The organism is Mesorhizobium sp. 131-2-1 (genome assembly GCF_016756535.1).
Taxonomy (GTDB): domain Bacteria; phylum Pseudomonadota; class Alphaproteobacteria; order Rhizobiales; family Rhizobiaceae; genus Mesorhizobium.
In genome coordinates this window covers 6,700,844-6,720,078 of sequence record NZ_AP023247.1, presented here as the reverse complement: position 1 = coordinate 6,720,078, position 19,235 = coordinate 6,700,844, and the positions used below count along the sequence as shown (strand labels likewise).

The 19,235-nt window shown below is 64.8% G+C and carries 15 protein-coding genes; 4 read left to right on the top strand and 11 right to left on the bottom strand.

The genetic code is table 11. The features are described from left to right. Position 1 precedes the first annotated feature (1 nt). Entirely contained in the window at positions 2-1,828 is a 1,827-nt protein-coding gene (locus tag JG743_RS32280) for an alanine racemase (protein ID WP_202296491.1), read from the top strand. Between the two features lie 63 nt (positions 1,829-1,891). On the opposite strand, the gene JG743_RS32275 is transcribed toward JG743_RS32280, so the two are convergent. The 8 genes from JG743_RS32275 to JG743_RS32240 form a co-directional block, all read right to left on the bottom strand. Next, complete coding sequence (locus JG743_RS32275; protein ID WP_202296489.1) at positions 1,892-2,398, bottom strand: hypothetical protein; 507 nt, start codon at positions 2,396-2,398, stop codon at positions 1,892-1,894. A 178-nt stretch (positions 2,399-2,576) separates the two neighbouring features. After that, positions 2,577-3,935, bottom strand: coding sequence for an FGGY-family carbohydrate kinase (locus JG743_RS32270; RefSeq protein ID WP_202296487.1), 1,359 nt, complete (start codon positions 3,933-3,935; stop codon positions 2,577-2,579). Continuing rightward, complete coding sequence (rhaM, locus tag JG743_RS32265; RefSeq protein ID WP_202296485.1) at positions 3,932-4,246, bottom strand: L-rhamnose mutarotase; 315 nt, start codon at positions 4,244-4,246, stop codon at positions 3,932-3,934. Before rhaM ends, JG743_RS32270 begins: the two co-directional genes overlap by 4 nt. Then, a complete protein-coding gene (locus tag JG743_RS32260) occupies positions 4,246-5,247 on the bottom strand; it encodes an ABC transporter permease (RefSeq protein WP_202296476.1) in 1,002 nt (333 codons plus the stop codon). Before JG743_RS32260 ends, rhaM begins: the two co-directional genes overlap by 1 nt. Further along, the gene (locus JG743_RS32255; RefSeq protein WP_202296474.1) at positions 5,244-6,221 is read right to left on the bottom strand and encodes an ABC transporter permease; all 978 of its coding nucleotides are present in this window, start codon (positions 6,219-6,221) and stop codon (positions 5,244-5,246) included. The genes JG743_RS32260 and JG743_RS32255 overlap by 4 nt, the downstream gene beginning before the upstream one ends. Further along, on the bottom strand, positions 6,218-7,777 hold the full coding sequence (locus JG743_RS32250) for a sugar ABC transporter ATP-binding protein (protein ID WP_202296472.1): 1,560 nt from the start codon (positions 7,775-7,777) through the stop codon (positions 6,218-6,220). The genes JG743_RS32255 and JG743_RS32250 overlap by 4 nt, the downstream gene beginning before the upstream one ends. Positions 7,778-7,861: 84 nt before the next feature. Beyond that, on the bottom strand, positions 7,862-8,857 hold the full coding sequence (rhaS, locus tag JG743_RS32245; protein WP_202296470.1) for a rhamnose ABC transporter substrate-binding protein: 996 nt from the start codon (positions 8,855-8,857) through the stop codon (positions 7,862-7,864). Positions 8,858-8,912: 55 nt separating this feature from the next. After that, the gene (locus JG743_RS32240; RefSeq protein ID WP_202296468.1) at positions 8,913-9,722 is read right to left on the bottom strand and encodes a DeoR/GlpR family DNA-binding transcription regulator; all 810 of its coding nucleotides are present in this window, start codon (positions 9,720-9,722) and stop codon (positions 8,913-8,915) included. A 185-nt stretch (positions 9,723-9,907) separates the two neighbouring features. Between JG743_RS32240 and JG743_RS32235 the strand changes: the two genes are divergently transcribed. The 3 genes from JG743_RS32235 (at position 9,908) to ggt (ending at position 15,433) form a co-directional block, all read left to right on the top strand. Beyond that, positions 9,908-12,010 carry a bifunctional rhamnulose-1-phosphate aldolase/short-chain dehydrogenase gene (locus JG743_RS32235; protein WP_202296466.1) on the top strand — a complete coding sequence of 701 codons (2,103 nt, stop codon included), beginning with the start codon at positions 9,908-9,910 and terminating at the stop codon, positions 12,008-12,010. A 92-nt stretch (positions 12,011-12,102) separates the two neighbouring features. Further along, positions 12,103-13,395 carry an L-rhamnose catabolism isomerase gene (gene rhaI / locus JG743_RS32230; RefSeq protein WP_202296464.1) on the top strand — a complete coding sequence of 431 codons (1,293 nt, stop codon included), beginning with the start codon at positions 12,103-12,105 and terminating at the stop codon, positions 13,393-13,395. Between the two features lie 298 nt (positions 13,396-13,693). Further along, positions 13,694-15,433 carry a gamma-glutamyltransferase gene (gene ggt / locus JG743_RS32225; protein ID WP_202296462.1) on the top strand — a complete coding sequence of 580 codons (1,740 nt, stop codon included), beginning with the start codon at positions 13,694-13,696 and terminating at the stop codon, positions 15,431-15,433. 17 nt (positions 15,434-15,450) lie between these two features. Here ggt and JG743_RS32220 read toward each other — a convergent pair whose 3' ends face one another. From JG743_RS32220 to JG743_RS32210, 3 genes are all read right to left on the bottom strand, one after another. Next, on the bottom strand, positions 15,451-15,795 hold the full coding sequence (locus JG743_RS32220; protein ID WP_244673022.1) for a hypothetical protein: 345 nt from the start codon (positions 15,793-15,795) through the stop codon (positions 15,451-15,453). A gap of 171 nt (positions 15,796-15,966) precedes the next feature. Further along, a complete protein-coding gene (locus tag JG743_RS32215; protein WP_202296460.1) occupies positions 15,967-17,322 on the bottom strand; it encodes a sigma-54-dependent transcriptional regulator in 1,356 nt (451 codons plus the stop codon). Continuing rightward, positions 17,319-19,193 (bottom strand): sensor histidine kinase, encoded by a 1,875-nt coding sequence (locus JG743_RS32210; protein WP_202296458.1) that lies wholly within the window; start codon positions 19,191-19,193, stop codon positions 17,319-17,321. Before JG743_RS32210 ends, JG743_RS32215 begins: the two co-directional genes overlap by 4 nt. Positions 19,194-19,235: the final 42 nt, after the last annotated feature.

Here is a 19,235-nt window from a genome sequence, read left to right as displayed (position 1 = left end):
GATGTCCGGACCGCAAGTCGCCATCGATCTTGGCCGCATCGAGCGCAATGCGCGAACCGTCGTCGAGCGCTGCGCGCAGTCGGGCATCAAGGTGTTCGGCGTCACCAAGGGCGCCTGCGGCATGCCGCAGGTGGCGCGCGCCATGCTGCGCGGCGGCGTTGCCGGCATCGCGGAGTCGCGCTTCGAGAACATCCGCCGGCTGCGCGACAGCGGCATCAATGCGCCGGTGATGCTGTTGCGCAGCCCGCCGATCGCCCGCGTCGAGGAGGTGGTGCGGACCGTCGACATCAGCCTGCAGTCGGAGCTTACGATCATCCGCGAGATCGCCCGCATCGCCGAGCGGATGGGCCGCGTCCACGACATCATGCTGATGATCGATCTCGGCGATCTGAGGGAAGGTATCTGGCCAAACGATCTGGTGCCGACCGTCGAGCAGGTCCTGGAGATGAGGGGCGTGCGCATCGCCGGTATCGGCACCAATCTCGGCTGCTTCGGCGCCATCATGCCGACCGAGGAGAACCTCGGCCAGCTCGTCGCCCATGCCTACAAGATCGAGCGTCTGTCGGGCAAAAGCCTCGACTGGATTTCCGGCGGCGCGTCGTCCTCGCTGCCGCTGCTGCTCGAAGGCCGGCTGCCCGCCGGCATCAACAATCTCAGGGTCGGCGAGGCGATCCTGCAGGGAGGGCTGGAAACCTTCCGCGATCCGCCCTGGCAAGCGCTGGAGTTCGATGCCTGCCGGCTGACCGCCGACATCATCGAAGTCAAGAAGAAACCATCGCGGCCGATCGGCCAGTCCGGCTACGACGCGTTCGGCAACCAGCCGGTGTTTCCCGATGAGGGCGACAGGCTGCGCGCAATCGCCAATATCGGCCGCGAGGACGTGCTGGTCGAAGGCCTGATCCCGATCGCCAAGGGCGTGCGCGTGCTCGGCGCCTCCAGCGACCATCTGCTGCTCGACGTGCAGGATGCCGTCCCGCCGCCCGCCGTCGGCGACCGCGTCGCCTTCCGCATGAGCTACGGCGCCATGCTTCTGGCGATGACCTCGGAATATGTCGAGAAGGCTCCGATGCACGATGTCGCCGACTATTCCGGGCGCAAGATGGTGTCCATCTCGGCCGAGCCGGCGGCCGCCGGCATCCTCGCCCGCGAGGCGACCGGGGCACGGCTGGAGGTGATGAATTTCGATGTGGTGGAACTCGCCGATGTCGAGCGGCCGCCATCGGGCCTGATCCGGCTCGCCGCCGGCGCCGACCGCCGCGTCGCCCATACAGCACTTGCCGCGACCGCGCGCGCCACCCATTCCTTCGGGCTGATCTGGATCGACTCCATCGCCGCGCTGATGCCCGAAGAGCTCGAAAGCATCGACCTGCCGGAGGCCTCCGTGCTGGCGCGGGCGCTGGGCCTCGACCACAAGCCCGGCGCCTTGCTGCCGCAGCTCTCGCCGGAAAATGTCGTCATCGTCGGGCTGCGCCATGCCGATCCGGCCGAGGCCCGGGTGCTGACGGATTCGCGTGTCTCTGCCTTCACCATGGCCGATATCGACGCCATGGGCATGCGTGACGTCATGCGCGAGGCGATCCACATCGCCTCCTCGGGCACGCAAGGATTCCACGTCGCCTATGCGCCCGAGGTCACCGAGTTCGCCGGCTGGGCGCCCGGCTCCGGCGGCATCACCGTGCGCGAGACGCATCAGGCGATGGAGACGATCGCACTGTCCGGCGGACTGCTGTCGATGAGCGTTTCCGGCCTGACGGCCGATCTGGACCGGAAGCTGGCGACCGAGACGATCAACTTCGTCATGTCGGCGTTCGGCAAGCGGATTCTCTGAGCGGCAGCTGCCGGCGCCAGAAGCCCGTCGCGGCGGCGAGACACCGCGACGGGACGGCTGAACTTACCGCTGCAGGGATTGCCGAACGCGCACGAACGGCGCCGGGTCGATCAGGTCGTTCTTGTTGAGCTCGCGGCCCGCGCAGCAACAGCAATAGCAGTAACACATGCTTGCCCCGAGCGGCCCGACCTTGAGCGAATAGCGCTTGTCCTTCGGAATATACATCCAGTCGCCCGCATTGAGTTCGATTCCGTCGTAGTAGACCGAACCGGACATGATGAAGCGGACGCCGTCATTGTCGTGCGAATGTTCGCCGACTTCCGCGTTCGGCGCCGTCGCGGTGATGAAGAACTGGCCGCCGTCCAGATAGAAGGGCAACTGCCACTTCATAAATCCGGTGGGAAGCTGCTCGCGCGGAACGCCGAGAAGGTTGCACAGAGCCACGGCCTCCTTGTCTCTCGACGTCAGGATCCTCGAGTTCATCTTGTGTCCGACTTTCGCCAGGGCCTCTTCGATGCGCTTCTTGCCGTCGACGAAATCGATATGCGTAGGTTTGAACGTGGAGCTCATCTTTGCCTCCAAGAAAGGTTGATTAAAAATGTATCCGCATTTTACATTGATCAGAGCAATCAATGCTTCATATACATGCGCTAATACATAGTATGATTATGTGAGCGGCTTCACGTTTGCCGCCGAACAGCCTTCAAAGGCTCGTTGTGTCGATCGCTTCGCGGTAAGGGGCAGCGCCCTATAGAGCGGTTCGCCAGGCGCGGGCATAGCCGCTCCAGGCCGGGTCGGCCGGTGGCTCGGTCCGTTCCCCCTTGTCCGTCGCCACGCTACCATCCGACGCCAGCAGGGCGGCGCCGATGCTGGTTCCTGTCGCGGTTTCCGACGCGACGACCGGCCGCCCGGTGGCCGCTGCCAGCATGCGGATGAAAAGGCGGTTGCGGGCAAAAGGTCCCTCGACGGTCGTCGGCCCGTCGCCGCCGATCAGCTCAAGGCAGGTCGCGGTCATCAGCGCCAGATAGAAGGAGATGGCGACAAAACGTTCGCCGACGCTCAGACCGTCGGCGTTGAGCCATAGCGCGTCGCGATGCGGATACGGCCCCGATCCCTGCTGGGTCGAGGGCAGAAGCAGTGTCCTGCGCGCCAGCACGACGGCGATGTCGTCCTCGCTCCAGTCCTGCGGCTTGCCATCCGTCAGCAACGAGAACTCGCGCCCGCCCATGAAGCGCGCCGAAGGCACCGGATCGCCGAGCGCGTTGACGTTGACCAGCGTGTCGCGCGCCGGGTCGAGCGCGATCTTCTTGCCGCCGACCGCCATCGAAACCACCCAGGTGCCGGTCGAGACGACGGAGAAGGGTGGCCGGTCGGACAAGAGATGCGGCAGCAGCGAGGCGTTGGAATCGTGCAGCCCGCAGAACACCGGTGTTTGCGGGTCGAGCCCGGTTTGCCCAGCAAGGGCCGGCAGGATCGGCCCGAGGCGATCCTTCGCCGGCCGCACCGGCGCCATCATCGAACGCCAGCCCATTGTATCGACCAGCGACGAAAAATCGGACTTCCACGGGCTCCACAGGTCGGTATGGCAGCCGAGCGATGTCACCTCGTTGGCAGTCACGCCCGTCAGCCGCTGCGCCCAGTATTGCGGGTACGTCAGGATCGCGGCCGTTTTGCTGAATTCGGCGGGGAGACGCCTCTGCTGCCAGAAGAGCTGCGCGCCTATGTTGAGGCCGGCTGGCAGGCGTGGCGTGCCGGTCTCGGCAAAGGGCGGGCGGACCGCGTCATAGTCCTTGGCGAGGTCGTCAGGCCCCGAAAATTCATAGTCGAGCACCGGCAGCGCCAGGCCTCCGTCGGCGTCGACCAGCACCGCCGTCGCGCCGTGCGTGGTGATCGATATGGCGTCGATGCGCTGCTCGCGGTGGATCGCGCCAAGGCTGTCCAGGATGAAGGCCCAGAGGGCCTCGACGTCGTGGTGCGGGTAGGGACCATCGGCAAGAGGCGCGTTGGCGGTCCGGCGCAAGGCTGTCTCGCGCAGGGTCGCCAGATCGACCAGCGCGACCTTGGCGTTGGTCTTGCCGATATCGATGACGGCGACGTGGCGGATCATACCATATGGAACACAGTTTCCAGCGGCACCGCCACCGGCTCATTGTCGGCCCTGGTTTCCATGACGTCGGCCATATGCGCCCACCAGCGCTGCATCACCGGATGCTTGGGCAGGTCGGCCATGCCGTGGTCGTCGCGCCGCCACAGCACGCCGAACAGGATGTTGGTCTCTTCGTCGAGATGGATCGAATAGTCGGAAATGCCGGCCTGCTTCAGAAGCGCGACCAGCGACGGCCAGATCTCGTCATGGCGGCGCTTGTATTCGGCCTTCATGCCGGGATCGAGCTTCATCTTGAAGGCGTATTTCTCCATCAGGCGAAGCGTCCCTCGCGCAGGCGCCGCCAGAGGATGGGCAGCGCGATAACGATGATCAGCAAGAGGCCGATGAAGATCGACATGACGATGCCGGGCACGTTGAGCAACCCAAGCCCAAATGTCACCAGCCCCATGATGAAGGCGGCAAGCACGACGCCGAGAATGCTGCCGGCGCCGCCCAGAATGCTGACGCCGCCCAGCACCACCATGGTGATGGCTTCGAGCTCATAGCCCTGCGCGATCGACGGCCGGGTCGAGCCGAGCCGCGAGGTGATCAGCACCGAGGCGATGCCCGACATCAGCCCGGTCAGGCAGAACAGGATGAACTTGATGCGGTCGACGCGGACGCCGGAGAACTGGCATGCGACCGGATTGTTGCCGATGGCAAAGACACGCCGGCCGAAGCTCGTGCGATGCAGCACGAACCAGTAGACGAGTGCGGCAACGAGGAACAGCGCCAGCTCGAACGAGAAAACCCACCAGACATATCCCTGGCCGAAGAAGGCGAAGCTTTCCGGATAGCCCTTGTAGGCCTGGTCGCCGAGGATGATGAAGGCGATGCCGCGGAACAGGCTCATCGTGCCGATGGTGACGACGATGGAGGGCAGGCCGAGCCGGGTGACCAGCAGTCCGTTGAAGGCGCCGCAGCCGAGCCCGACGACGATGCCGATCAGGACAAGCACCGGCGTGCCGGCGCCGGCCTGCACGGCCATGCCCATCATCGTCGAGGCGAGCGCCACGATCGCGGCGACCGACAGGTCGATCTCGCCCGAGATGATCAGCAGCGCCATGGCGAGCGCGATCAGCCCCTTTTCGGTGAAGTTGAAGGTCAGGTCGGACAGCGACCACGGGTCGAGGAAATAGGGCGAGGCGAAGCTGTTGACCGCGAAGATGAGAACCGCGATCACCACCAGGAGCGCCTCCCAGGAGAAGATCGCCGACGACAGCGGCTTGTCGAGCCGGTCGGGGATATGGCGCGGATGAGGGGCGTCGGTCATGCCGCTTCCGCCTTTCTGAGAATGATGCGGCCCTGGCGGCGTTCGCCGCGCGCATTCAGAACCACCGCCAGGATGATGGCGCTGCCCGAGATCGCCATCTGCCAGAAGGGCGAGATGTTGATGACCGGCAGTGCATTGGAGATGATGCCGAGGAACAGCGCGCCGAGCACCGCGCCGCCGACCGAGCCGATGCCGCCGGCGATCGAGATGCCGCCGATGACGCAGGCGGCGATGATGTTGAGCTCATAGCCGTTGGCGACCTCGACCGAGGCGATCACATAGCGCGAGATCCACAGATAGCCGGCAAGCCCGCCGATCATGCCGGAAATGCAGAAGACGATGAATTTCGTCCGGCCGACATCAATGCCGGCATAGACCGACGCCGTCGGATTGACGCCGATGGCGTAGATCGAGCGGCCGATCGCGGTGCGCGTCATCACCACGAAGAACAGCGCAATCACCGCAATGGCGATCCAGGACAGCACCGGGATGCCGAGGAAGGCCGCGCGCTGGAAATTGATGAAGTCCGGGCTCATCTGGTCGGCATTGACCCAGGCGCCGCCGGACACCACGAAGGTTGCGCCGCGATAGATGGTGAGCGTGCCCAGCGTCACCACGATCGAGGGGATGTTCAGCCGCCACACCAGGAAACCGTTTATGGCGCCGAGCACCAGCCCGACCAGAAGCGCGATGACAATCAGGATCGGGATCGGGATCGCGGGATGGGCGGCATTCAGCATCGCCACCACCATGCCGGTGAAGCAGAGATTGGAGGCCATCGAAAGGTCGATCGAGCGCGTCAGGATCACCACCATCTGCCCGAGCGCCAGGATCATCAGGATCGAGGTGTCGTTGAACACCTGTCGCAGATTGGCGAGGTCGGCAAAGCCCGGAAAGCGCGTCGAGATCAGCCCGATCAGCACGGCTATTGCCGCAAGCAGCCAGATCTCGCGGTATTTGCGCAAATTCTTCATGCCGCGATCCCCGCTGCCGTCCTGACCAGCGTCTCGGCGTCCAGTCCCGTGTTCTCGTGCACGGCCGCGATGCGGCCCTCGCGCATGACGACCACCCGGTCCGACATGCCGAGTATCTCAGGCAGCTCCGAGGAGACCATGATCACCGACAGGCCTTGCGCCACCAGCTCAGCCATGAAGCCGTGCACGGCCGCCTTGGAGCCGATGTCGATGCCCTTGGTCGGCTCGTCCAAAATGATGACCTTCGGCGCCGTCGCCAGCCATTTGGCAATGACGATCTTCTGCTGATTGCCGCCGGAAAGCGTGCCGACATCCTGGCTGAGCGAGGAGGCGCGCAGGTCGAGGCGCTCGGTGTAGGAACGGGCGAGCGCGAACTCTTCCGCCAGCCGAAGCACGCCGGTTTTGGAGGTGCGCATGAGCGAGGGCAGCGACACGTTCTGGAAGATCGGCATCCCGATCACCACGCCCTGCTTGCCGCGCTCTTCCGGCACGTAGACGATGCCGGCCTCGATCGAATCCGCGGCCGATCTCGGCGCAATCGTTTGGCCTTCAAGTGTGATGGCGCCCCGACTGGTGCGGGTGATACCCGATATCGCCTGCATCACCTCGCTGCGTCCGGCGCCGACCAGTCCATAGAAGCCGAGGATCTCGCCCTTGCGCAGCTCGAAGCCGATGTCGTCGAACTCGGTCGGATGCGACAGGCCGGCGACCGAAAGCACCGGCGCGCCGATCTTTGGCTCGCGTTGCGGGAAGATATGGTCGACGTTACGGCCGACCATCATGCGCACGATCTCGTTCTGGCCGGCGTCCTTGAGCAGGCCTTCGCCGACCATCTCGCCGTCGCGGAAGACGGTGTAGCGGTCGGCGATGCGGTAGATCTCGTCGAACTTATGGCTGATGAACAGCACCGCCTTGCCTTCGCTCTTCAGGAACTCGATCAAGAGGAAAAGCTCCTCGATCTCCTTCATCGACAGTGCCGCGGTAGGCTCGTCCATGATGACGATGCGTGCATCGATCGACATCGCGCGGGCGACTGCAACCAAATGCTTGTTGGCGATACCGAGGTCCTTCAGCCTTGCGTCGGCATCGATATGGCCGGCGCGCATCGTCTCCAGCACCTCGCGCGCATTCTTGCGCATGGTGCGCCAGTCGATCGTGCCGAAGCGGGTGCGCGGCGCGTGGCCGAGGAAGATGTTCTCGGCGACCGAAAGATCGTCGAACAGCACGGTTTCCTGATGAATGGCGGTGATGCCATGGCCGAAGGCGGCATGCGCGCTATGCAGCGTCGTGGCCTCGCCGTCGATGCTGATTTCGCCGGCGTCGGGCTGGTAGATGCCGGTCATGATCTTGACCAGCGTCGACTTGCCGGCGCCGTTCTCGCCGATCAGCGCCGTGACCTGGCCCGGATAGAGCGACAGGCTGACATTGTGCAGGGCGCGGACACCGGGGAAGCTTTTCGAAATGCCGGAAAGCGTCAGGCGCGGGCTGGCGCTCTGGGACGGGCCTGAAGGTGCGGGCCGTTCCGTCTCCACTTTGTGCTGGGCTGTCGTGTCCATATCCGTGTCAGGCCCTGAAGCAGGATCCGCTTGAGGATGCGGCGGGGCGATCGCCCCGCCGCATCAGTGTGAAGGGCGCCAGGATCAATAGATCTTGGAGAACTTCTCGATGTTGGTCTTGTCGAACTGGAAGGGCGGAGCCATCGCAGCCGAGTTGGTGTCGTCGAGCGTCACCTTGCCGACACGGCCGATCGACAGCGTTGCGCCGGGCTTGGCCTCTTCCTTCTTCACCGCCAGGTCGTGGGCCAGATAGATCGCCGAGTAGCCGAGGTCGATCGGGTTCCACAGCGCGACAGCCTGGCTGGCGCCGTTGTCGATGAACTTCTTGAACTCGGACGGCAGCGCGAGACCAGTGACGTTGACCTTGCCGATCAGGTTCGCGTCGGTGACGACCTGTGCGGCGGCGACGACGCCGACGGTGGTCGGCGCGATGATCGCCTTGAGGTTCGGATAGGACTTGAGCAGGCCCTTGGCCTCGTCCGTGCTCTTGGCCGAGTCGTCATCGCCGTAGACGGTGGCGACGAGCTTGATCTTCGGGAACTTCTCCGGCAGCACCTTCTTGGCCGCTTCGATCCAGGCGTTCTGGTTGGTCGCGGTCGAGGAGGCCGACAGGATGGCGACGTCGCCGCCTTCCGGCAGGTAGTCGGCGGCGAGCTTGATGATGGTCTCGCCGATCAGGCCGGTGTCGGACGGGTTGAGATGGAGCTGGCGGCCTTCCTTGGCGACGCCGGAGTCCCACGAGATCACGGTGATGCCGCGTTCCATCGCCTTCTTCAGCACCGGCACCAGCGCGTCGGCGTCATTGGCCGAAACGGCGATCGCGTTGACCTTCTGCGCGATCAGCGAGTTGATCACCTCGATCTGCGCCTCGGCGGTCGCCTTGGTTGGGCCGGTGTAGATGACGTCGACATCACCCAGTTCCTTGGCCGCTTCCTCGGCGCCCTTGTTGGCGGCGTCGAAGAAGCCGTTGCCGAGCGACTTCACCACCAGCGCGATCTTGACGTTCTCGGCATAGGCGCCGTTCACGAACATGGCGGCGGAAAAGGCCGCCGTAACCAGCAGTTTCTTCAAAAAGCTCATCGAATATCCTCCCTTGAGCGTTGCATTCCATCGCCGCTGCGGGCGCGAGGTGGTCTCAGGCCTGCAGTGAAGATTCTTCCTTCTCGGTTGCCGTCTTGCGGGCGACGATCAGCGTCACCCCGGCGGTTTCGAGCATCTTGGCTTCGCGGTCCTCGATGCCGTCGTCGGTGATCACGGTGGCGATGCGCGTCAGGCCGCAGAGGATCAGGCTGGAGCGCATGCGGAATTTCGAGGAATCGACCAGCACCACCAACTCATCGGCCTGGTCGATCAGCTTCTGCTCGGCCTGGATCAGCAGCGGGTCGCCCTCCATCAGCCCAAGCGGCCCCAACCCTTGCGCGCCCATGAACATACGGCGCGCATAGAAATTGCGCGTCACGTCATTGTCGAAGGGCGACAGGATGATGTTCTGCTCGCGATAGATGGTGCCGCCGGACAGCATCACCGTGTTCTTCGAGTGCTTCAGCAGATGCTCGGCGATCGGGAAGGAATTGGTGAAGATCGGCATGCGGCGGCCGGTCAGGTAATGCACCATCTGGAAGGTGGTGGTGCCGCCATTGATGATGATCGGCTCGCCGTCCTTGCAGAGGTCGACGGCTTCTCGCGCGATCGCCCGCTTCTGCGCGGCGTTCAGCGTCTCGTTGACCGAGAAGGGCCGGCCGGCGAGGCCAATGAACTGCGGCGGCGAGATCGCCTCGGCGCCGCCGCGCACCCGGCGCAACCGCTTCTGGACATGCAGGGCCGCGATGTCGCGCCGGATCGTCGCCTCCGAGGAGTCGGTCAGGTCGACCATTTCCTGCACCGTCACGACAGGCTTTTCCTGGACGGCGGACAGAATGATCCTGTGGCGCTCTTTTTCGTGCATGGTTCCTCCCTGCCTGGCCATCTAGGCACTCAAAACGAGCAGTGTCAATCATTTCCGATCATATATTTTCATTGTGCAGTGCAATATGATCGATATTGATCGTTTGTGATTGACAAGCGCGCCGCTTGCGTAGACATTCCCCGCGAAAAGGACCGCGCCTTTTTGCGTCCCAAGGGAGGATATCCATGCTCGACAAGCGCTCCGGCTCGCGCCTCGCCAATCTGTGGGTTGATGCGACGGCCAATGGGATGAGCGGCCCCGAGCTTCTGGTCTATCGCTCGAACACGCTCGGTTCCGACAAGCGCGTCACCAACTATGGCGGCGGCAACACCTCGTCCAAGGTCTGGCAGAAGGACCCGCTGACCGGCGAGGAGGTGGAAGTGCTGTGGGTCAAGGGTTCCGGCGGCGACAGCGCCTCGATCAAGCTCGATGGCTTCGCCACGCTCTACATGGACAAATTGCGCGCGCTGAAAGGCCTCTATCGCGGCCTCGCGCATGAGGATGAGATGGTCGGCTACCTGCCGCACTGCACCTTCAACCTCAATCCGCGCGCGGCCTCCATCGACACGCCGCTGCACGCCTTCGTGCCCAAAGCCTGCGTCGACCACATGCATCCCGACGCCATTATCGCCATTGCCGCCGCCAAGGACTCCAAGGCGATCACCAGGGAAATCTTTGGCGATGCCATAGGCTGGCTGCCCTGGAAGCGGCCGGGCTTCGAACTCGGTCTGTGGCTGGAAAAGTTCTGCCTCGAAAATCCTGACGCCAAAGGCGTCGTGCTCGAAAGTCACGGCCTGTTCACCTGGGGTGACACGCCGAAGGAGTGCTACGAGACGACGATCTCGGTGATCAACCAGGCGATGGAATGGTTCGAGCGCCGGTCGGACGGTGTGCCGATCTTCGGCGGTGCGGTGGTGAAGTCGCTCGACGCGCCGGCGCGCCGCGCCATTGCCGCGACGCTGATGCCGAGGATCCGCGGCCTGATCTCGGAAAAGAGCCACAAGCTCGGCCATTTCGACGACCAGCCCGCCGTGCTCGAATTCGTCAACTCCAGGGATTTGCGGCCGCTGGCAGCGCTTGGCACTTCGTGTCCGGACCATTTCCTGCGCACCAAGATCCGGCCGCTGGTGATCGAGTTCGATCCGGCGACTCCCGACGTCGATGCCGTCATTGCGCGTCTTGCCGACGACATCGCCGAATACCGCGTCGGCTACCAGGCCTATTACGACAGCTGCAAGCATGCGGATTCGCCCGCCATCCGCGATCCCAATGCCGTGGTCTATCTGATGCCCGGCGTCGGCATGTTCACCTTCGCCGGCGACAAGGCGACAGCCCGCATCTCCGGCGAATTCTATGTCAATGCCATCAACGTCATGCGTGGCGCCTCGACTGTGTCGTCCTATGTCGGCCTGCCGGCGCAGGAGGCTTTCGACATCGAATACTGGCAGCTCGAGGAAGCCAAGCTGCAGCGGCTGCCGAAGCCGAAGGCGCTGGCCGGCCAGATCGCGCTGGTCACCGGCGGCGCCGGCGGCATCGGTCGCGCGACGGCCAACCGGCTGCTGCGCGAAGGCGCCTGCGTGGTGCTGGCCGACATCGACGAGGCGGCGCTCGCCAGCGCCAATGAGGAACTGACCAAGGCCTTCGGCAAGGATTTCGTGCGGCCGGTGGTGATCGACGTCACGTCGGAAGACCAGGTCGTCGCGGGCTTCGCCGAAACGTCGGTCGAGTTCGGCGGCATCGACATTCTCGTCTCGAATGCCGGCCTTGCCTCCTCGGCGCCGATCGAAGAGACGTCGCTAGCGCTGTGGAACAAGAACATGGACATACTGTCCACCGGCTATTTCCTGGTCTCGCGCGAGGCGTTCCGGCTGTTCCGCACCCAGAAGATCGGTGGCAACGTCGTCTTCGTCGCCTCCAAGAACGGGCTTGCCGCTTCGCCCAACGCCGCCGCCTACTGCACCGCCAAGGCGGCCGAGATCCACCTCGCGCGCTGCCTGGCGCTTGAAGGCGCGGAGGCGCAGATCAGGGTCAACGTCGTCAATCCCGACGCCGTGCTGCGCGGCTCCAAGATCTGGACTGGCGAGTGGAAGGAACAGCGCGCCGCTGCCTATAAGATGTCGACCGATGATCTGGAGGAGCACTACCGCTCGCGCTCGATGCTGAAGCGCTCAGTCTTCCCGGAGGACATCGCCGAGGCGATCTACTTCTTCGCCTCCGACATGTCGGCCAAGTCGACAGGCAACATCATCAACGTCGATGCCGGCAACGCGCAGAGCTTTACGCGCTAGGCCTTCTTCCATCGCCCCGTTCACGGGGAGAAGGTGGCCCGAAGGGCCGGATGAGGGGCAGCGCCAGCTGAACGCATTTGGGAGGAACAGCATTGTCCGAAAAGATCATCTCCGCCGACGTCGTTGAAAAAGACAACGCCGCGCGCAAGGCCGACATCGAGCGCGACTACGCCTCGCTTGGCGAGCGCCTCGACCGGCGCGGCATTGCCATCGACGCCATCCGCGACAGGGTGGAAAAATTCGCCGTGGCGATCCCATCCTGGGGCGTTGGCACCGGCGGCACTCGCTTTGCCCGCTTTCCCGGCGCCGGTGAGCCGCGCGACATCTTCGACAAGATCGAGGACTGCGCCGTGATCAGCCAGCTGACGCGGGCGACCCCGACCGTCTCGCTGCACATCCCGTGGGACAAGGCCGATCCGAAACGGCTGAAGCAGGCGGCCTCGCGCTTCGGCCTCGGCTTCGACGCCATGAACTCCAACACCTTCTCCGACGCGAAGGACCAGGAGCTCTCCTACAAATTCGGCTCGCTGTCGCACGCCGATGCCGGCACGCGCCGCCAGGCGGTCGAGCACAATCTCGAATGCATCGAGATCGGCAAGACGCTAGGCTCGAAGGCGCTGACGGTCTGGATCGGCGACGGCTCGAACTTCCCCGGCCAGGTCAATTTCGCCAAGGCGTTTGAACGCTATCTCGACGCCATGAAGGAGATCTATGCCGGCCTGCCGGATGACTGGCGGCTGTTCACCGAGCACAAGATGTACGAGCCGGCCTTCTATTCGACGGTCGTGCAGGATTGGGGCACCAACTACCTCATCGCCAAGGAACTCGGCGACAAGGCTTTCTGCCTGGTCGACCTCGGTCATCACGCGCCCAACGTCAACATCGAGATGATCGTGTCGCGTCTGATCCAGTTCAAGAAACTCGGCGGCTTCCACTTCAACGATTCCAAATATGGCGACGACGATCTCGATGCCGGCTCGATCGACCCCTACCGGCTGTTCCTGGTCTTCAACGAGCTGGTCGATGCCGAGCTCTCGGGCGCTGAAGGCTTCAACCCCGCGCATATGCTCGACCAGAGCCACAACGTCACCGACCCGATCGAAAGCCTGATGCTGTCGGCGGTCGAGGTGCAGCGCGCCTATGCGCAGGCGCTGCTCGTCGACCGCAAGGCGCTGGAAGGTTTTCAGGAGAGCAATGACGCGCTGATGGCCACGCAAGCTCTGAAAGCGGCTTATCGCACCGACGTCGAGCCGATCCTTGCCATGGCGCGGCTGAAGACCGGCGGCGCCATAGATCCGGTCGCAACCTATCGTGAAGCCGGCTACCGGGCGAAGGTCGCGGCGGAGCGTCCGGCTGTCGCTGGCGGTGGTGGTGGGATTGTCTAGGCAGTAATTCGACGGTTTCGTCGATTCGACAGAGGCGAGGGCGGCGCTTGAGCACCCCCCTCTGGCCTGCCGGCCATCTCCCCCGCAAGGGGGGAGATCGGCTGTCATCGCGACCTTCGTAAATCGCCAGCGCCGCAAAAGAGGCGCCGTCTGCGAAGCTGCCAATCTCCCCCCTTGCGGGGGAGATGTCCGGCAGGACAGAGGGGGGTGTGAAGGATCGCAAGCCTTCACTATTAGCTGGACTCATCCATCCTAAGAGGTTTCCCTAAGGCACCCCCCACGCCCCGGAGTCCCCGCCATGCATCTCACCCGCCGGACGCTGATCGCCGTCAGCCTATCGCTCACCTTTGCCTTCACACCATTGCCAGCCGCCTTCGCCGCTTCGCCCACCCCAGCGAAAGGCGAGCACGGCATGGTGGTGACCGCGCAGCATCTCGCCACCGAAGTCGGTGTCGAGGTGCTGAAGAAGGGTGGCAACGCCGTCGATGCGGCGGTCGCCGTCGGCTATGCGCTGGCCGTCGTCTACCCGAACGCCGGCAATATCGGCGGCGGCGGCTTCATGACCATCCGCCTGAAGGATGGCCGCTCGACCTTCCTCGATTTTCGCGAGCGCGCGCCTCTCGCCGCGACCAGGACCATGTATCTCGACAAGGACGGCAAGCCGGTGAAGGGCGCCAGCCTCGACGGTTATCTGGCCGTCGGTGTGCCCGGCTCCGTTGCCGGCTTCGAGATGGCGCGCGAGAAATACGGAACATTGCCCAGGCAGGAGCTGATGGCGCCGGCGATCGCCTATGCCAAGGATGGGTTCGTCCTCAATCAGGGCGATGCCGCCTCGTTCGCCGGCGGCGCCGAGCGGCTGGCCAAGGATCCCGCGGCGGCCGCCATCTTCCTGAAACCCGACGGCAAACCCTACGCCTCCGGCGAGCGGCTCGCCCAGCCGGACCTCGCCGCCTCGCTGTCGGCGATCTCCGAGAAGGGACCCGATGCCTTCTATAAGGGCGCCATCGCCGACGCGATCGTCAAGGCGAGCGGTGCCAAGGGCGGCATCCTCGCCAAGGCCGATTTCGAGCAATATGCCGTGCGCGAGCTGAAACCCGTGACCTGCTCCTATCGCGGCTACGAGATCATCTCCTCGCCGCCGCCAAGCTCCGGCGGCGTCATCATCTGCGAAATCCTCAACGTGCTGGAGGGTTATCCGCTATCCTATCTCGGCGCTGGCTCGGCGGAGACGGTGCATGTCATGGTCGAGGCGATGCGCTACGCCTATGTCGACCGCAATTCGGCGTTGGGCGATCCGGATTTCGTCGACAATCCGGTCTCAAAGCTGCTCGACAAGGGTTACGCCAAGGACATCCGCGACAAGATCGATCCGTTCCGTGCCGGCGTCTCGCAGGAGCTGATGCCAAAGGGCTTCGGCGAGTCGAAGGAGACGACGCACTATTCGATCATCGACAAGGACGGTAACGCGGTGGCGGTGACCTATACGCTGAACGGCTCGTTCGGCGCCGGCGTGGTCGCCGACGGCACCGGCATCCTGCTCAACAACGAGATGGATGATTTCACCCAGAAGCCCGGCGTGCCCAATCTCTACGGACTGGTCCAGGGCGAGGCCAATGCCATCCAGCCGAAGAAGACGCCTTTGTCTTCGATGAGCCCGACCGTGGTCACCAGGGACGGCAAGCCGTTCATGGTCATCGGCAGCCCCGGCGGCTCGCGCATCATCACCATCACGCTGGAAGCGATCGTCAACGTCATCGACCACGGGATGAACATCCAGGAGGCGATCGACGCGCCACGCATCCATCACCAGTGGCTGCCGGACACGGTCTATGTAGAACCGTTCGGACTGTCGCCGGACACCGAGCGACTGCTGGCCGGCATGGGCTACCACCTCGACCTCGCCGACAAGACCTGGGGCCAGGCGGCCGGCATCCTGGTCGGCGGCAAGAGCTTGGGCGAAATCGAGAAAGGCGGCGGCGCGCGCTACAATGGCGCCATCGACAGCCGCGCCGCAGCCGGCGAGGCGCTGGGATACTAGGCGTGGGTAGGCCTGGTTCAGACGACCAGCGTCAGCGTGGAGGCCAACAGCATAAGAGCGGCGATGCCGACGAACAGGGCATAGAGGCGGGGACGGTCGAGCAGCAGCGCGTTGCCTGATATCCAGGCGGATGTCGCGCCGCCAAGCGCGAACAGGAAGCCGTTGCGGTGGCCGAAGGTCATCGAGGCGGCCATCAGCCCGCCAATGATCAGCGCGCCGAACACGATGATGACCGCGACGGCGTACTTCTCGAAGTCGTTGCCGGTTCCCATGGCCGGGCCGATCGCGTTCAAATTCGACAGCTCGTCCGGATCGAACGGGCTGGTCGACCCATATTCGTCTTGACCCACGGGTTCTCGCATCTCTCAATCTCCGCTGCCCGGCAACAAACCATCAACATTCGCCGAGTGCAACCCGAACACGCCTCGCCAGGGGCCTCCGCCGCGATCTTCGGGGCCATCTGGTGCCGACGTGCCACGGTTTGCGGCGCCTTTCAAACGGCTGCGCCCTGCGTTGCGTTCCACGCGCTTGAATTATCTGGAAAAATCGCTGCGCACGATGCCGTGCCGCTGCAGCTTGTCGTAGAAGGTCTTGCGCGGAATCCCCAGCGCTTCGATGGTGCGCCGGACATCGCCGTCATTGCGGCCAAGTGTCTCGCGGATGATCTCGGCCTCGTAGCGCTCGAGCCTTTCGGGCAGCGGAATGGCCGCATCCGATTCGGCCGCGGCAGGGCCTTCGACCCAGCCGGCGTCTTCCAGCCCCAGCACGAAGCGCTCGGCGAAATGCGCAAGCTCCCGCACATTGCCGGGCCAGTCGTGCTCCCTCAAATGCCGATGGATGGCCGCCGGTACAGCCGGCATCGAGCGTCGGAAACGGGCGGCGGCGCGCTCGGCGAAATAGCCGAACAGCAGGGCCACGTCGTCGCGGCGCTCGCGCAGCGGCGGGATCGACAGCGTCACCACGTTCAGCCGGTAGTAGAGGTCCTCGCGGAAGGCGCCGCGCTGGCCGGGATCGCCGAGATCGACCTTGGCGGCGGCGACGACGCGCAGGTCTACGGGCCGTATCTCATTGGTGCCTAGCGGCGTCACTTCGCGCATTTCCAGCACCCGCAGCATCTGCACCTGGGTCGACGGCGGCATGCTTTCGATCTCGTCGAGGAACAGCGTGCCGCCGCTTGAATGCTCGATGCGGCCGATCCTTTTCTTCTGCGCGCCGGTGAAGGCGCCGGCCTCATGGCCGAACAATTCGCTCTCGATCACCGTCTCCGGCAGCGTGCCGCAGTTCAGCGCAACGAAATTGCCCTGGGCGCGGCGGCTCCAGCGGTGCAGCAGGCTTGCCACCACCTCCTTGCCGGAGCCGGTCTCGCCGGTCACCAGAACGTCGACATCGGTGTCGGCGATCTGCCGCAGCGTCCGGCGCAGCCGCTCCATCGCCGGCGTCTGGCCGATCAGCGGCAGGCTGTCCTGCGCCTGCTCGGCTGCTTCGCGCAGGGCGCGGTTCTCCATCACCAGGTGGCGCTTTTCGGCCGCCCGCCACACGCTTTGCGCCAGCCGGTCGGCGGCGAAGGGCTTGGTGATGAAGTCGTAGACGCCATCCTTGATCGCCTTGACGGCCATCGCGATGTCGCCATGGCCGGTGACGAGGATGACGGGGATGTCCGGGTCGATCTCCACGATGTGGTCGAAAAGCTGCAGCCCGTCGATCTCGGGCATGCGGATATCCGACACCACCACGCCGGCGAAACCGGCATCGAGCCCGGCCAGGGCCTCGCTTGCCGCCGAAAAGGCCGACACCGCGAAGCCGGCAAGCTCCAGGGTCTGCCTCGTCGCCCTCAGGAGATCCTCGTCGTCATCGATCAGGATGACTGGGACCTGGTTGTTGGTGGTCATGCCGTTGCCTTCGCAAGATAGACGGTGAAACGGGTGCCCTCGGCGCCGCTCGCGACCTCGATGCGTCCGCCATAGTCGGCGACGATGTCCTTCGAGATGACGAGGCCAAGCCCAAGTCCCTTCTCCTTGGACGTGTTGAAGGGCGTGAACAGCGATTTCAGGATCGCCGGCGGAATGCCCGGCCCGTTGTCCGAAACGCCGAGCACGACGCCGTCGTCCCTTTCCTCCACCGACACCTCGACCCTGGCGCCGTCACGTCCGTCCAGCGCCTCAAGCGCGTTCTGGAACAGGTTGATCAGCACCTGTTCCAGTCGCACGCGATTGCCCATCACCTTGAGCGACGGCGGCGGCAGCGTGATGTCAAGCGCGTCGAGCCGGCCGGCGAAGCGGCTTCTGAGCAGCACCACCGCGCCCTCGATGACGCCGCGCAACTCGACCGGCTCGGCCGCCGTGCGGCCCTTGCGGGCGAAGGTTTTCAACTCGTCGGTGATGGTGCCGATGCGCTCGGTCAACGCCGCGATGGCGCCGAGGTTTTCCTCGGCCGGCGCGGTCTGCTTGCGGTCGAGGAAGACGCGCGCATTGTCGGCATAGGCGCGGATGGTCGCCACCGGCTGGTTGATCTCATGCGCGACACCCGCGGCGACCTGGCCGAGGATGGCCAGCCGATTGGCCTGCACCAGCTCCTGCTGCACCACCTGCAGCTTGGCCTCGGTGCTGCGGTGGTCGGTGATCTCGGCCTGCAGCCGGTCGCGGGCGCGGCTCAGATCCTCGGTGCGCTCGACGACGCGGCGTTCGAGCTCGGCGCGCGCCGCCTGCTCGGCGGCGATGCGCATCTTGCCCGACTGCCGGCGCCACAACAGATAGGCGGCAAGGCCGATGAGCGGGCCGACGACACCGAGCGCCAGCAGCCGCATTTCACGCTGTGCCGCGGCGATCGGCGCCTCGGCCGGAACGAGATAGTCGAGCCGCCACGGCGTCGAGGCGACCGGCGTCGACAGCCTGAGATATTCGGCGTCGCTGCCGCCCGGCGTGATCGCGTGCACCATCGACACGTCGGCGCTCAGGGCTTGCGGCCGCGTGATCGGCAGCGGTACCAGCGGCGCGTCGCCGAACTGCTGGCTGTCGCGGATCTCGGCAAGCGTGGCGACGGCAAGCGGCGCCGTCGTCATGAAGCGCCAGGACGGCACGCTGGTGATCAGCACGACGCCATGCTCGTCGCTGACATAGGCCGGGCGGTTCGCCTCGTGCCAGTCGGCCTCGAGCTGGTCGAACTCCATCTTGACGACGACGACGCCGAGCGCTGCGGAGGCGCTGCCGACACGGCGCGAGATGTAGAGGCCGGGGCGCTTGCTGACATTGCCGAGCGCGAAATATTCGGCGGTTCCCGACTGCATGGCGCGGGAGAAATAGGCGCGGAAACCGTAGTCGTTGCCGACGAAGCTGGTCGGCTCGCGCCAGTTGCTCGAGGCGATCGCCAGGCCGTCCGTGCCGGTGACGTAGAGCACCGACGCCTTGGTGCCGGAGACCAGGCCTTCCAGCTTGCGGTTGAGCATGTCGATCGCGGCGGGGCTGCGCTCGCTGAGCGCGTCGTGCACCTGCTGGTCTTCGGACAGAAGCAGCGGCAGCGCGCGCGGGTTCTCCAGCACGGCGCGCAGCAGCGCCACCTTCAGATTGGCATCGGTGCGCCCCTGTGCGGCCAGCGCGTCGACCTCGACCGCACGGCCATAGAGGCCAGCGCCGTAGAGCGCCGCGGCGATGATGGCGAGCGCTACGCCCGCAAACAGCAACCAGGCCCGGCGCGCCCTTTTGCCGAGTTGCTCGGGCGTTGGAGAAAGGCCGGCAACAGGGCCGGCTGCGGGGCGCTGCAGCATCGCCCATCTGTGCATGATTTCGCACAAAACACAATTCGGCCT